At 36.5% G+C, this 14,680-nt stretch carries 11 protein-coding genes and 1 other RNA gene; 10 read left to right on the top strand and 2 right to left on the bottom strand.

Features of this window, described 5'->3' with window-relative positions; all coding sequences use genetic code 11:
- Nucleotides 1-74: 74 nt before the first annotated feature.
- Nucleotides 75-1,127, top strand: coding sequence for a DUF475 domain-containing protein (locus ACFINC_RS06100; RefSeq protein WP_375616544.1), 1,053 nt, complete (start codon nucleotides 75-77; stop codon nucleotides 1,125-1,127).
- 469 nt (nucleotides 1,128-1,596) lie between these two features.
- On the opposite strand, the gene pncA is transcribed toward ACFINC_RS06100, so the two are convergent.
- Nucleotides 1,597-2,205, bottom strand: a complete 609-nt coding sequence (gene pncA / locus ACFINC_RS06095) for a bifunctional nicotinamidase/pyrazinamidase (protein WP_375606953.1) — start codon at nucleotides 2,203-2,205, stop codon at nucleotides 1,597-1,599.
- Between the two features lie 47 nt (nucleotides 2,206-2,252).
- Nucleotides 2,253-2,789: a hypothetical protein gene (locus ACFINC_RS06090; protein WP_375616543.1), complete on the bottom strand. Its 537-nt coding sequence runs from the start codon at nucleotides 2,787-2,789 to the stop codon at nucleotides 2,253-2,255.
- 160 nt (nucleotides 2,790-2,949) lie between these two features.
- Between ACFINC_RS06090 and ettA the strand changes: the two genes are divergently transcribed.
- The 9 genes from ettA to ACFINC_RS06045 all read left to right on the top strand — a co-directional run bounded on the left by ettA (nucleotide 2,950) and on the right by ACFINC_RS06045 (nucleotide 14,669).
- Nucleotides 2,950-4,599, top strand: a complete 1,650-nt coding sequence (gene ettA / locus ACFINC_RS06085; RefSeq protein ID WP_375616542.1) for an energy-dependent translational throttle protein EttA — start codon at nucleotides 2,950-2,952, stop codon at nucleotides 4,597-4,599.
- 670 nt (nucleotides 4,600-5,269) lie between these two features.
- The gene (locus tag ACFINC_RS06080; protein ID WP_375616541.1) at nucleotides 5,270-6,208 is read left to right on the top strand and encodes an ArsR/SmtB family transcription factor; all 939 of its coding nucleotides are present in this window, start codon (nucleotides 5,270-5,272) and stop codon (nucleotides 6,206-6,208) included.
- A gap of 2,934 nt (nucleotides 6,209-9,142) precedes the next feature.
- Complete coding sequence (locus tag ACFINC_RS11985; protein WP_404977404.1) at nucleotides 9,143-9,277, top strand: hypothetical protein; 135 nt, start codon at nucleotides 9,143-9,145, stop codon at nucleotides 9,275-9,277.
- Nucleotides 9,278-9,741: 464 nt separating this feature from the next.
- The gene (locus ACFINC_RS06070; RefSeq protein ID WP_375616540.1) at nucleotides 9,742-9,933 is read left to right on the top strand and encodes a hypothetical protein; all 192 of its coding nucleotides are present in this window, start codon (nucleotides 9,742-9,744) and stop codon (nucleotides 9,931-9,933) included.
- Nucleotides 9,934-10,282: 349 nt separating this feature from the next.
- Entirely contained in the window at nucleotides 10,283-10,792 is a 510-nt protein-coding gene (locus ACFINC_RS06065) for a lytic transglycosylase domain-containing protein (RefSeq protein ID WP_375616539.1), read from the top strand.
- An 83-nt stretch (nucleotides 10,793-10,875) separates the two neighbouring features.
- Nucleotides 10,876-11,263, top strand: an RNA gene (gene rnpB / locus ACFINC_RS06060) — RNase P RNA component class A.
- A 264-nt stretch (nucleotides 11,264-11,527) separates the two neighbouring features.
- On the top strand, nucleotides 11,528-12,526 hold the full coding sequence (rsmH, locus tag ACFINC_RS06055; RefSeq protein WP_375616538.1) for a 16S rRNA (cytosine(1402)-N(4))-methyltransferase RsmH: 999 nt from the start codon (nucleotides 11,528-11,530) through the stop codon (nucleotides 12,524-12,526).
- Nucleotides 12,523-12,927, top strand: coding sequence for a hypothetical protein (locus ACFINC_RS06050; protein ID WP_375616537.1), 405 nt, complete (start codon nucleotides 12,523-12,525; stop codon nucleotides 12,925-12,927). The genes rsmH and ACFINC_RS06050 overlap by 4 nt, the downstream gene beginning before the upstream one ends.
- Nucleotides 12,927-14,669, top strand: a complete 1,743-nt coding sequence (locus ACFINC_RS06045) for a peptidoglycan D,D-transpeptidase FtsI family protein (RefSeq protein ID WP_375616536.1) — start codon at nucleotides 12,927-12,929, stop codon at nucleotides 14,667-14,669. The genes ACFINC_RS06050 and ACFINC_RS06045 overlap by 1 nt, the downstream gene beginning before the upstream one ends.
- Nucleotides 14,670-14,680: the final 11 nt, after the last annotated feature.

The raw sequence follows: 14,680 nt of genomic DNA, 5'->3' as shown, positions 1-14,680 counted from the left end.
TAAAGAGATGCAAGCTTTGGATTTATACTGTGTATGCTGTAGTTGAATTAGAAAATAAACTTTGAGGAATGATCATGGCCCTATTACGCTATTTTGGGTGTGCTTTTTTTTTCACGATTATTGGTATTTTTTTAGGAGGGGCTATTGGTTGGTTCGAAACGGGAAGCATTACTGGTTTTCTTAAATATTTTTTTATTTGCTGTGTTTTAGGGATTTTGGAAATTTCTTTATCTTTTGATAATTCTATTATCAATGCGCGTATTCTTGGTAGAATGGATCCGTTATGGCGTCGCCGTTTTCTTATATGGGGCATTTTGATAGCTGTATTTGGGATGCGGATTGTTTTTCCGTTATTGGTAGTTGTTGTTGCTGTTGGGATTAATCCCATTGCGGCAGTCAAATTAGCGATATGGGAACCACATCGATATGCTGAAGTCTTAACCGATGCGCATATGGGGATTGCCGCTTTTGGAGCAACTTTCCTTATGATGGTTGGCTTAAAATATTTTTTTGATTCTGAAAAAGAAGTGCATTGGCTTAATGTTATAGAGAGACCGGCTCAAAAATTGGGGGCGATTACAGGGATTGATGTTGCAATTGTTTTGATTTTGATATTATTTGTTTCAGGATATGTTGACGCAGAAGATAAAGTAACTTTTTTATTGGCGGCTCTTTATGGACTTTTGACCTTTGTGGGTGTTGAAGCTATCGGTCATCTCTTGGATACTCCTAAAAAGACTTTAACGACAGTGACACAAGGGGGAGTGGGAGCGTTTCTTTATTTAGAAGTTCTTGATGCTAGTTTTTCTTTCGATGGTGTGGTTGGTGCTTTTGCTTTTTCACACAATCTTTTTATTATCGCCATTGGTCTTGGTATCGGTGCATTTTACGTTCGTTCTATGACGATTATGTTGGTTGAATCAAGAACATTGTTGCATTATTGTTATTTGGAGCATGGTGCTTTTTATGCAATTTTAGTTCTTGCCGTAATTATGTATCTGCAAACGATTATATCGGTTCCTGAAGTATTAACAGGACTTGTGGGAGTCTGTATTATTGGAATGGCATTGTATTCTTCGATTCGTTTTAAGCGTTGTCAATTGGATAAACAGGGCGTGTCTAAGTAATGAAAAATTCGTGTTTTCTCACGCTTTTGTTTATCGCATGTCTTTGAATAGAGAGAGGCTTTTTATGCAAAAAATGCCATGTTATTGCTTATTGATGTTTTTGTTTTGAAGTTGACACTATTGCGCGATTTCCCTCCATGAGGGAAATAATGTATAATCTTTTGGATAACTTTTGACGTATAGAGGCTTTTTGACTTCAATATAAGGTGCAAGTTTACGCTATACTTTTTACCAGCTTTCAGTATTATAACAGCTTTTTCATTTAATGGTTCATAAGAAGCATTTTGGCTGTTTTTTTGCAAGACTTTTATTCATACATCAATCCTATTTGTGATGTTTTAAGAGAATGGTGTTGAAATAGGGTTGAAATGAGAGAATTTTACGATATTTTGGTTCCTTTCTTAAATAGGTAAAAAAATTTATTCATTATAAATCAGAATGTTATAATGGGAGATGAGAAAAGAATATTTTAGGAGAGCATTAACAGTTCTATTCCTGCTTCGTTCATAGTTTTAAGCATAGTGTTTAGTGATCCGTTTACATCAATACCAGCACAAGCATTTAATGAAACACTGACTTTAAAACCGTATTGTATGGCGTGAAGAGCAGAGAAACCGACACAAAAATCAGTTGCTAAGCCACACATAATGAGCTTGGTAAAACCATGCTCTTTGAGATAAACATGTAAACCTGTTGGTGTTTTTTGATCATTTTCAAGAAAGGCAGAATAACTATCCATTTTTGGATTATAGCCTTTTCTAAGGATAAGTTGTGCCTTTTCCACTCTAAGAGATGTATGAAACTCTGCTCCTTGTGTTCCTTGTATACAATGATCAGGCCAAAGTATTTGAGGACCATAGTCAAGAGTGACTGTATCATAGGTTTTTTTTTCAGGATAGCAGGAAGCAAAGCTGCAATGGTTTTTGGGATGCCAGTCTTGGGTTAAGATAACGTGATCAAAATGATTTATGAGATTATTGATGGCGGGTAAAATAGTATCACCTTGTGGTACTGCAAGTGCTCCACCAAGTAAGAAGTCATTTTGAACATCAATGACGATTAAGGCTTTTTTTTCCATAAATATATTCCTCATAGGAGACGCGCTTTTATCGTATTTTTAAAAAGCTATATTTCGCCTTGAAGTTTTGAAATGAGTTGCTGAATATTGATACTATTTTTACAGTTATCAAGCCAAAAGAGGGGAATGGATAAGTTTTTACAATTTGTTTTATAGTTTTTTACGAATTGTAACCACGTACCAATGGGAAGTGCACTGTAGTCATTTGTTGCTACGTATTGATGCAACGCCTTCATGATCATTGGGCTTGGGACGTCAGATCCCATAAGGCGGCAGTCATTTTGTAAACGTAATTTAAGCCACATCAAGGCAAGGGGTGAAGTCCATTGTTTCCCGTAACAAAAAATCGATGAAAAAAGGGAAGGATTTTTTACGGCGTAATATAAAGCCCATAAGGCAAAAAAAGAAGGCGCGTAGAGAATTGCTTTTCTTTCTGGTATCCTATCACATTGATAAGTTGGTTTAATACGATAAAAATACAAGGTTATATCTGGTATGGAAAAGATGGGCAATGTTTGATAACATGTTTCAGGGACAGCTAAAAAGATTTGCTTTTTGCTTTTTGAGGCGATGTTTTTTTGCATTCAGAACCATACTGGGGCTTGTGAGATTAGAAAAAATGTACCAATATAAAGCGAAAAGCTTTTGATACGGTGTAAGCACTATTTACTGTACAGTTTCAAAAAGCGAAAGCAATTTTTTCAAACCCTAATCTTTAATATCGCGCAATATAAAGAGAAATTTATGGCACGTCAATTTATCTATCATATGGCTGGGCTCAACAAGTCTTACGGCAATAAAAAAATTTTAGAAAATATTCATTTGTCTTTCTATCCAGATGCGAAGATCGGTATTTTAGGGCCAAATGGTGCTGGTAAATCAACGATTTTACGTATTATGGCTGGGCTAGATAAGGAATATACAGGAGAAGCATGGCTTTGTGAAGGAGCGCGCTGTGGCTATCTACCACAAGAGCCTTTGCTTGATGCAAGCAAAGATGTGCGCGGCAATGTGATGGAAGGTGTTGCAGATAAACAGGCAATTCTTGAGCGTTATAACGAATTGATGATGAATTATAGCGAAGAAACGGCTGATGAAAGTGCACAGCTTCAGGATATTATTGATAGTCAGAATCTTTGGGATTTAGAAAGTCAAGTGGAAATGGCTATGGCTGCTCTTGGATGTCCGCCAGCCAATGGGGATGTCACAAAACTTTCTGGTGGTGAGAAGCGGCGTGTTGCGCTTTGTAAATTACTTTTGTCAAAACCTGATTTGTTACTTTTGGATGAACCGACAAACCATTTAGATGCTGAAACGACGGCTTGGCTTGAAAGGCATCTGCGTGAATATCCTGGAGCCGTGCTTTTGATAACCCATGATCGTTATTTTCTCGATAATGTCACAGGTTGGATTTTAGAGTTAGATCGTGGTAGAGGTATTCCTTATGAGGGGAACTATTCTGCTTATTTGGGGGCTAAAGCCAAGCGTTTGGCTCAAGAAGGTCGTGAAGAGGCTGCGCGTCAACGTGCGTTATCCCGTGAACAAGAATGGATTGCTTCTAGTCCAAAAGGACGACAAGCAAAGTCAAAAGCTCGGATTAAAGCTTATGATGAGTTGGTTCAGGCGGCACGTGAGCGCCGTCCTGGAGAGGCGCAAATCATTATTCCTATTGGAGAAAGGTTAGGACAGGTTGTTATTGAAGTTGATAATCTCTCTAAAGCTTATGATGCACGTGTATTGATTGATTCTCTTTCTTTTAAACTTCCTGCGGGTGGCATTGTCGGTGTTATTGGAGCCAATGGGATGGGAAAGTCTACCTTGTTTAAAATGTTGACGGGACAGGAACAGCCTAATTCAGGTCAAATACGTATTGGTGAAACAGTCCACATGAGTTATGTGGATCAGAGTCGCGATTCCTTGGACGGTAATAAAACTGTTTGGGAGGAAATTTCTGGTGGAAATGACATTATTAAATTAGGTAAATATGAGATGAATAGCCGCGCTTATTGTGGGGCTTTTAATTTCAAGGGGGCAGATCAGCAGCAGAAGGTGGCAAATTTATCAGGAGGGCAGCGCAATCGCGTGCATTTGGCGAAACTTCTAAAAGAGGGGGGGAATGTGCTTCTTCTGGATGAGCCGACAAATGATCTTGATACTGAAACTTTGGGGGCATTGGAAGATGCATTGGAAAATTTCGCTGGTTGTGCCGTTATCATATCGCATGATCGTATGTTTCTTGATCGATTGGCAACGCATATTTTAGCCTTTGAAGGTGATGGACATGTGGAATGGTTTGAAGGTAATTTTGCTGAATATGAGGCTGATAAAGTTCGTCGCCTTGGTGCAGAATCTCTTAATCTTAAGCATGTTAATTATAAACCTCTTACACGCTAGAATCTCTTATTTTATTGAAACTTTGTTGAGAAAATAGTGTCTTTTTATACTGGTTCGTTCATACACAAAGTATGTGACGTCGTGGGAGTTTTTATTCATTAAAAAGAGTAGAGATTCTTTTATGAAACCATGACCTAAATAAGGTTATTCTACTCATGATATATAACCGGTTATTGCTTGTAAAATTGCAATGAAAAGGAGGGGATGAAGAGTATAGCACTATTTCTACAAATGCTCTGGTCATTGAGCATTATCGTCTTTACTTAATAAAGATGCAAGCTGGCACTATCATGTTATTTATTTTTTCTCGATGGTATGCAGTTCTTGTTTTGAGGTGGGCATAAAAGGTATTTTTATCTATATGTCCCCTCCGTTTATGAGCTGTAAGAGAATGATTTGGATTGATTTATCATGAATAGATTTGAAATGAGAAAAATTTACGGTATTCCATTTTTTTATTCAAGTTAAAAATAAATGAATTATTATTATAAATCAATTTACTATCATTATAGGGAGAGACAGATGGATAAGATCTGTTCGTTTTTTACATTAGCCTATTTTTTTCATAGTATGATAAAATAGAGAGAACAAAATAGATGAGAATATGCGTTGTATGCTTGACTTTTTTTCCTATAAACAAATGTTTATAGAAATGTTTAGGGGGATAATTATGAAAAAAAGTGCAAGTTTAGATGCAATGACTGAGCTGCTGAAAGCGGTCGCAGAAGTAAGCCATTTACGTGTTCTTAGGCTCTTACATCATGAAGATTTAACAATCCCTGATTTTATTTTTATTCTTGATCAGTCGCAAGCATGTATATCACGATATTTACGTTTATTGTACGAAGCACGATTGATTGAGCGTTATCAGAAGGGGCATAGCCTTTATTTTAAGCTTTGTCATGATTTTTTGGGTAAAGACATTATGATGGGTATTCTTTCGGCTTTGCCAAAGAATGATGTGCTGTTAACGCATGATTTAGAACGTTTGAAGGATGTTAAAAAGCAGCGTCAAAAAACGAGGAAGAAGCATTTCTTACAAAATGCGTTGCAATGGGATGTATTACGGTCATCCTATATGGCAGATCATGGTGTAGAAAACGCTTTACTTGAAATTATTGGCGATAAACCATTTCAGACGATGCTGAATATTGGAAGAGGTGGAGATTCTATCTTAAAATTGTTTTCTAATCTTTATACGCATGCGGTTGAAGTTGTGCTTGATAGCGATGTTTTTCACTTGTCTGTTGGAGATACAACTTTTGATTTAGTTATTCTTCATTGGGTTTTACATTTTCTTGAAAATCCTGAAATGTTTCTTCATGAGATATCAAGTGTTTTGCGTCCTCATGGGCGTTTATTGATTGTGGATTTTGGTTATCATAAAGCTGATTCTTCACATTTTGATCAAGCACATATGCGTCTTGGATTTTCGGCTTTACAAATAGAAAAGTGGCTAAAAAATGCCGGACTTATGCTAGAGCAAACAGTTTGTCTTACTCCTATACAAAATGAAAATAGTAAGGAGGGCATGGTTACACTTTGGCTTGCTCGTGATCCGCGTTTATTGGTTGATGATATCAAAGATAAACAAGTCGAGTTTGCATAAATCGTGTTTGTTAACGTACTTTATTCTCTGATTTTTCTCAAAAGATAGCGCAGAGATAAAACTTTCTTTAATCATTGAAGAGGGATTATTTTTTGCATTTATAGTATGTTTTTACGTAAGAGTATTGGTGTTTTATAAGGGGGTGTAGGTTGTATAATGAAAGCACTTGCTATAGAGTTAAGCTTATGAGGATCATTATTTAAGGTGTCCTGATATCATCTTCGTTTTATTAGCCAATATATTGATTTTAAACGATAATATATTCTTTTAAAACTTCAATAAAAAGTTCAAATACAAGAATATTTTTTCATTTCAAATCTTTTGTTTTTAGAATCTAAAAGCGTTTATTTGTATGTTACAAGAGCAGGTTTTTGTGTAAATAACACCGTTTGGCAAAGGAAGTACATCTCTCATGCACTTTTTTAAATGTAAGAGTCACTGTATTATAATGGAGTGATAATTCGTATCTTCATAAAGTCAAAGATGATGATGACCAATAGGGCTTAAGTTGTATCTTTAATGGCACAAAGAGAGCGTGTGAAACAGGGTAAAATGTCTCTTTAAAGCAGGTTCTTAGACGAGAAGTATCTTAGAGTTTTTTTGTGAGGGATGCAAAAAGATGCTAAAAAGAACGAAAATAGCATAAGACAATGCACAATTTTCATTATTTGAAATACAGCATTATGAGTATTTTTGAAAGTCGTAAAACAAAATGAAAGGAAGAATAAAGATAGCAACAGGTTCTGTCTTTAGGTTTTTATATTTTTTCCCAAATGAATGATGGTTTTCCTTGTTTAACAATTCCTTAAACAGGCATAAATATTTTTTACTCTCATTGGGTATATAAAAGCTGGAACTGTTCGCAGGGGGCGTTCGTCTTAATTTTTATTTCAAATGTGGCTGATGCGCTAAGCGTTGATATTGATGATAAGTAACAGAAAAAATTCAGCAAACACGGCTATGAAAACACTTATAGACCAGCAATGGATTGGAGTGATATTCCGGATTTTATAAAATATTTTGCAAATGATAATTATCATATACATTTGGCTTGATGAATTCGGACGGTACTTGTGCAGATTCTTTATGTTATCTTCATAAAGTCAAATTGAGATAGCTTCTGCAGAGGATATGTAAAGAAAAGAGTGATATCATGGCATAGCTTCGCGTATCTTTATCATTAGAAGCAATGAGGAGTATTAAATAAGTCCATTTTTCTTGCTAAAAGTGGTTTTCTTCTTTCTTTTTATGTTTTTGCGTTTATTTTAGATGCAGCTCATGGAGAATATAGTATAAAATTCATAGAGTACTACCATTTTTAGTTTAAGTAAAAGTTGTAAGCTGGCTTTACCATTTTGTTTTCCAGTTTCTCATGTTGCTGCAGATCTTATTTTCAAATGGCTCATCGGAGGTATTTACACCTTTTAGTGGTATTCACATGCCTCTTTTGGCTTGTGATATGCAAATGAATGCTTTTTATTGATTCAATATAAGAAGATTTGAAATAAGAGGACCTTACGCTATTCAGATCTCTCAAGTAAGTTGTAAAATGATGCGTTATGATTGTAAATCAATGGATTATTTACGTTAAAAAAACAGAGTGTAACAATTTTTGAGCATAAAAACTGCTGTGTTTATTCTTTTACGGATTAGTTTAAGTGATAGAAATTAAAAGAAAATGTTTGCACGGATCTTTATTTGTTATGTTAAAATGCGTTGGAGTCTGTTGGCTAGTGAAAAATAATTTATCGCTATTTGGAATGATCATAGGGTATGATTCGAAAAAATACCTTTAGCATTCTTATTTTTTCGTAAAAGCAGCTGTTTAAATTTTCATTGATGTTGTTGCGTAAGGAGTTTGACAATATTTTTAAGGATCGTTTGTAGAATTTTTTATGAAGATAGATAAGATTTGGTTTAGCTAATTTATTGTCTTTATTTAAACAATCCATATCTTCTTTTAAGCAGATATTTTTTGCTGTTATTGTATCAGTTTTAAAAGTCTACGTTTTTCTTTTTGTGGTGATCGCAGTTGGACAAGTGATTCTGCTTGTATGGACTTTGCTTTTTATAGGGTGAATATATACAAATTGCTTGTTTTTTAATGATGATCATCAGAGTTATGAAAAAAATTATTATAAAAATTACAGTAGTCGTAGATTCTGATTGATGTTTTTTTGGAATAAAATTGCTTCAAATTGGGTCAATTTAAATTTTTTTTGCCTAAATATTGTCGTTTTTAAATAATTTATAATTCTTTTATGCTTTTTTGCGTAGAAGATGATAAGAATTTCTTGTTGTTTAAAGCATTTTATTCCATAGCAAGGATATTACATCAGCTATCTTAGTGGTTGATGTGAGAGGACAATCGGGGAACCTCCTCCCCCCCCCCGCGTGGATCCCCTAGATTGTCTGGCCTGGCTGAGGATTTCCTCAGTCAGGTTTTTTGTAGTTGTTGTTAGAGTTTGATAAGATGTTATCAGGGGGTAAAAGGCATAAGATATGTTATTGTTTCATCTATAGTGTCTCTCAGTACATAGGCGGGTAGCGGTTGTTTATTGGTTAGTGTTATTGCGTTTATTTTCAATGATTAGGATTTTTTAATTGAGTTATCATTGAATGCTATGGAAGGAGCCTGTATTTGTATTCTGTAATCTTTAAGTAAGAGATGATGGGATTTTTATCCGGTCGTATTGCTTTTATTTTGTTTATATTTCTTATTTTTGGCGTTAGCATTTTTGCTTCTCGCAGTGTTGTTGTTTATCAGTTTTTTTCCGGTTACACTTCTTCTTCTCAGCAAGTTGAGGTAACAGAGGAGGTGTTGCTAGAGAGATGGGCAATGGCTTTTCCGGATATTATCGTGCGCCTTTCTAAAATGAGTCCTCGGCAGCAAGAGCTGTTTATTGAGGGCAGCAAGAGCTGTTTATTGAGCAAGTGCGTCGCGAGGCGGTTTCATTTGCTTGTGAAAATGGTCAGAGACGTGAAGAGGCTCACAAATTTGGTGAAACTGTTGCTATGGCTCTCTCAAAAGCGATTTCTCGTCCTTCTATTGCTAATGCTTATTTTTAGCTATTTTTAAAATTGTGCTTTTGGATTTGATTTTAAGGGGGAGAGAGCTTTTCGTGAGGTTTTGAAAAGTGTGTAGGAAGATAATAAATTTGTAAGATAATCAGCAAAATTTATCTTCCTACAAAGGTAAAAAATCAGAGTATAAGATAATGTTGCAATTATTACAGGAGCGATAGCAAGTCCATCAAGGGCATTGGTTAGGCTGACTGCATTATTCATTGTTACAATGACAAAAGCAATAAAAAACAGCTTAAATCAATACAGTATTTTGCATAAAGGGTGAGGATAAGCTGAGGGCACTCATTTGTAGAAAAGCAAAGGCAGAGATTGCTATAATAAAACACGTTAAGCGCATTTTAGATACTAGTTATTTTTTTTATTTGATATGAGCAGATAGAAAATTCTCAAAGAGTTTGCGCAATATTTTGAATTGGTAAATAGCGTATGATGGTTTTTGTATCTCTATGAACTCCTTATGCACAACGATGGAGGTAGGGGTTGATTTTAGTCAATGGTTTATTGGGGCCATAAAGAATGCTGCGCGTGTTTATTGGTTAGCAAGAAGCATAAATAACGGGTTTTACTTTTGTGAAACTTTTGCGATATCGAGGATCTTTGGTAAAGATGTTCTCGTCTCTATTGCTTTGTGGAATTGATCTCAATAAAAAATTTGATCATCGTATGTAAAAAATATCATATCTTTTTAAAGTGCTATTTTGTAATATAAAAATTGAGTGATACAATAGATATAGCAGAACTTGATAGAATATATCACTTTAGTTAATATGATATAAGTTTAATTATAGGCTTTTAATTTTTTTATTTGATGATATAGAGAAGTCTATAATTTTTGTATAAAGAGTTTTTCTTTTTATACAGAACTTTATCTTGAAATTGTCTTAATATTTCCCTTTTCAAGCCGTTCTTTTGCTTTCTTTTTTTGTACAATGCATTCGAAAATTATTTGCGGTTAGAATTTGAGAATTTTTGAGTGAGAGAAAGAAAATGCAATTTTTGAAAATTTTGTTAAATACAGCGTGTGCTGTATTTTTTGTATTTGATATAAGTTGGGCTCATAGTGTTTTAAATGTTGCAGAAGCAAAAGAAGGCTTAGGGAGTGTTGCTTCTCAGATTTCTAATCGTCCTTATGAGTTTCTTATTCAGAAATTTGCAAATAAGTATAATATTCCGGTTAATTTAGCACATGCTGTTGTGAAAATTGAAAGTAATTATAAGGCAGGTATAAAGGGGGCGGCTGGCGAAATAGGTTTGATGCAAATTAAACCCTCTACGGCACGAGGGTTGGGCTTTAGTGGTTCTGTACAGGATTTGTACGATCCTGCGACCAATCTTGAATATGGTATGCGTTATTTGGCACGGGCCTATAAACTCAGTGGTGGAAGTACGTGTGGTACAATCCTGAAATATAATGCAGGACATGCGGCAAAAAAAATGAATTCCATTTCAGCAAAATATTGCGCAAAAGTAAAAACTTATCTGGCTTCATTAAAATAAAAACATCTTTTGAGCGAAGTTTGTCATAAAATATTTTAAGATGCTATTTTCACTGAGTAAAAAATGTTTTATAAATTAGTATGTCAGTCGGCTGGGCAGCCGCGCTTGTCCAATGCTGAAAGGCGGCAGGTGAGGAAAGTCCGGGCTCCATGGAAAGACGGTGCCGGGTAACACCCGGCGGGGGTGACCCTAGGGAAAGTGCCACAGAAAGTAAACCGCCTATTTTTATAGGTAAGGGTGAAAGGGTGGAGTAAGAGCCCACCGCGCATTCAGTAATGAATGTGGCAAGGTAAACCCCACCGGGAGCAAGACCAAATAGAAATGACGTGCAATTAATTTGCAGCCGATTTCCGGGCGAGTCATTCGGGTAGGTTGCACGAGGCGGATGGTAACATCCGTCCCAGATGAATGGTTGCCATGTAAAGTGTAAGCTTTACTCTACAGAACCCGGCTTATAGGCCGACTGATATTTCATGATAATACGCGATATTTTATAAGATCGATTACATATAGACTTTCATGGAGTCGGTATGTTTGGAATGGACACTTGAGCAAAGAGTGTTTTAAAAAATTATAACATTTCTTTAAGTATAATGCGTTAGGATCTGTTTTGGGATAACTTTAGTTTTTTCGTTCATTGTGATTAGTATGAAAGTTGAAGACTAGGTTATTCTAAGGTCAGTTGCTATGAGAGAGCTGTTGATTTGAGACAGTATAACTTCAAGACGGATTATTTTGATAAAGCAGGATCAAAGAGCTGAACGCCATATTCCAGTGTTGTTGCAGCCAGTTTTGGCTGGGCTTACGCCATTGGTTGGAGCAAAAATAATTGATGGCACCTTTGGTGCTGGTGGTTACACGCGCGCTTTGTTAAAGGCAGGGGCACAGGTGATTGCTCTTGATCGTGATCCTCATGCTATCAGCGCGGGACAATCGCTTGTTGATGAATTTTTTCCACGCCTTCGTTTGGTCCATATGGCATTTTCACAGCTCGACCGTGTCGTTGAAGAGAAGGTGGATGCAGTTATTTTGGATATTGGTGTCTCTTCAATGCAGCTTGATGAAGCAGAAAGAGGCTTTTCTTTTCAAAAAGATGGTCCATTGGATATGCGAATGGCTCAGACTGGTTTTACAGCCAGTGATGTTGTCAATCATTTAAAGGCAAGGGATTTAGCGCGTATTTTTAAGGTATTAGGAGAAGAGCGTTATGCGGGACGAATTGCACGGATGATTGAGAAGCGTCGTGTTGTTCAGCCTTTTTTGCGTACGGGTGATTTGGCGTATGCTATTGAAGCGTTGGTAGGGCGTAAGCCGGGAGATCGTATTCATCCTGCAACACGTGTATTTCAGGCTCTTCGTATCTATGTTAATGATGAAATTGGTGAATTGGCGCGTGGTTTATTTGCTGCTGAACGCGTTTTAAAAGCTGGAGGCCGTTTGGGGGTTGTCAGTTTTCATTCTCTTGAAGATCGTATGGTCAAAAGATTTTTTTCGGCTCGTTCTGGAGAGCGTATGAGATCACGCTATTTGCCTGAAATAAAGGCTGCTCCAGCAACATTTTTTCCTTTGTTTAAAGGTGGGATAACGGCAACTAAAGAGGAGTTACAAAAAAACCCTCGTTCACGTTCTGCGCGGTTGCGTATTGGTGTACGGACTGAAGCAGAGGCTCTTGCAGAAGATATGAAATTACTTGGTTTAGCAGAGATTGCCAGTTTTGAAGGCGGCAAGAAATGACAGTTTTTCGTACATTTGATATGATTTTAGTGATGATTATGATTTGTATGGCAGGTCTTACTTATAAAGTAAAATATGATGTTCAAAAACGAATGAACGAAGTTCGTCATCTTGAGCATGAAATTGCTGCAGCAAAAAATACGGTGAGTTTGCTTCATGCTGAGTGGGCTGTGATGATCAAGCCTTCGCGCATGCAAAAACTTGCGAAACGTTATCAAAAAGAACTTGGATTAGAAGTTATACAGCCGCATCAAATCGTAGAATTGAAAGACATTCCGGTACGGGTACATGATCCAATTGAAGAATTGATTAAACAAAATATTTTGGAAGATAATCAAGATATTTTGGCAAATCGTCGGGATTCTCAGATGAATGGTGTTGTCCAAAAAGGCGTGCAGTGATGAAGTCGACTTTTTTATTCTTACAGAAGAAAAAGCACTTTAAGAATTCGTTGAATAATCATAATGTTTCTGTTCATCGTCCATATTCTAGTCGTCCACGTTTGCTTTTTTCGTTGTTCTGCTTTTTAGTTTTATATGGCATCATGGGGGCTTGCCTTATTTCTTATGGGTTGGAAGGTGGACAGATTGAAGAAGCAAAAGGGCCAGGAGTTCTTCAACTGACGGCGCGGCCTGATATTGTTGATCGTAATGGTCGTTTATTGGCAACAGATATTAAAACTTATTCACTTTTTGCTGAGCCACAACGTATTATTGATGTGGATGAAACCATTGAATTGCTCTCAACAGTTTTGTCTGATCTTAATTGGCAGGAAACTTATAAGCGTTTAAAAAGAAAATCTGGTTTTTCTTGGATACAGCGTGGGTTAACGCCAATGCAGAAGGCGCAAATTATGGCTCTTGGTATTCCAGGAATTGGTTTTCGCACTGAAATTCGTCGTTTTTATCCTGAAGGACCTGTAACTTCCCATATTCTCGGTATGGTGAATGTTGATAATCAAGGCATTGCAGGTATGGAAAAATATATTGATGATGCGGGTTTGAGTGCTCTGCGTGCCGCTGGTCTTGCCGTGGAAGAATCATTAAAACAAGTTCAGCTTTCGATTGACGTGCGACTTCAGGCAATTGTTCATGATGAACTTATTCAGGCTATGAAACGTTATAAGGCAAAGGCTGCAGGAGCTGTTATTTTAAATATACATACGGGGGAAGTTTTGGCGTTGGCATCTCTACCAGATTTTGATCCTGGAAATCCTATTGAAGCTTTAAAAAGTGATCGTTTAAATCGGATGACGGCTGGAACATTTGAAATGGGGTCGATTATTAAAAGTTTTACGACCGCCATGGCACTTGATTCCAATATTTTTCATTTAAACAGTATTATTGATGCTTCAAAGCCCATAAAAGCAAGTAGTGGCTATACTATTCATGATTTTCACGGAAAAAATCGTCCCTTAACGTTATGGGAAGTTTTTGTTTATTCTTCCAATATTGGTTCTGCTAAAGAGGCATTGGCGATAGGGATTGATAAACATCGTGATTTTTTGCAAAAACTTGGGCTACTGGATCGACTCGCAACAGAGTTGCCTGAAGTTGCTCATCCTATTGTGCCGCATCATTGGAAAGATATCCAATCTATGACGATTGCTTTTGGGCATGGTATGGCAACAACTCCCTTGCAAACAGCTGTTGGGGCTGCTGCTTTAATGAATGGTGGTTGGTTAATTTCACCGACATTTTTAAAACGGACAAAAGAACAAACTTTGCACCATGCAAAACAGGTTTTGCAGGCCAAAACAAGTCAAAATATGCGTTACCTTTATCAATTAAATAGTGAGATTGGGTCTGGACGTAATGCAAAAGTAGAAGGTTATCGTGTAGGTGGTAAGACAGGAACAGCTGAGAAAGTTGAAAATGGAAAATATTCTAAAACAAAAAATTTCAATAGTTTTCTTGCTGCTTTTCCTATTGATGATCCTGCTTATGTTGTTTTAACAATTATTGATGAACCAAAGCCAGAAGAAGGAAAACAGTCAGCAACAGCGGCGATGAATGCTGGACCAATGCTTGCTAATATTGTTCGTCGTACGGCTAGTTTTCTTGGTGTAAAACCAGATTTTAAAAAAGAATATGAGCCTCTTTTAAGTCAAAAGAACTATTCAAGTTTCGTTAAACAACGGTAAAATGAATATAA

The organism is Bartonella sp. AP58NXGY (assembly GCF_042195785.1).
In the GTDB taxonomy this organism is placed as follows: domain Bacteria; phylum Pseudomonadota; class Alphaproteobacteria; order Rhizobiales; family Rhizobiaceae; genus Bartonella.
The sequence above is the reverse complement of the archived record's forward strand: the minus strand, read 5'-3'. Positions and strand labels throughout refer to the sequence as shown.

Coding starts and splice junctions, on each gene's coding strand:
- ACFINC_RS06100 (WP_375616544.1), top strand. CDS start 75: ATGGCCCTATTACGCTATTTTGGGTGTGCTTTTTTTTTCACGATTATT.
- pncA (WP_375606953.1), bottom strand. CDS start 2,205: ATGGAAAAAAAAGCCTTAATCGTCATTGATGTTCAAAATGACTTCTTA.
- ACFINC_RS06090 (WP_375616543.1), bottom strand. CDS start 2,789: ATGCAAAAAAACATCGCCTCAAAAAGCAAAAAGCAAATCTTTTTAGCT.
- ettA (WP_375616542.1), top strand. CDS start 2,950: ATGGCACGTCAATTTATCTATCATATGGCTGGGCTCAACAAGTCTTAC.
- ACFINC_RS06080 (WP_375616541.1), top strand. CDS start 5,270: ATGAAAAAAAGTGCAAGTTTAGATGCAATGACTGAGCTGCTGAAAGCG.
- ACFINC_RS06070 (WP_375616540.1), top strand. CDS start 9,742: ATGAACTCCTTATGCACAACGATGGAGGTAGGGGTTGATTTTAGTCAA.
- ACFINC_RS06065 (WP_375616539.1), top strand. CDS start 10,283: ATGCAATTTTTGAAAATTTTGTTAAATACAGCGTGTGCTGTATTTTTT.
- ACFINC_RS06050 (WP_375616537.1), top strand. CDS start 12,523: ATGACAGTTTTTCGTACATTTGATATGATTTTAGTGATGATTATGATT.
- ACFINC_RS06045 (WP_375616536.1), top strand. CDS start 12,927: ATGAAGTCGACTTTTTTATTCTTACAGAAGAAAAAGCACTTTAAGAAT.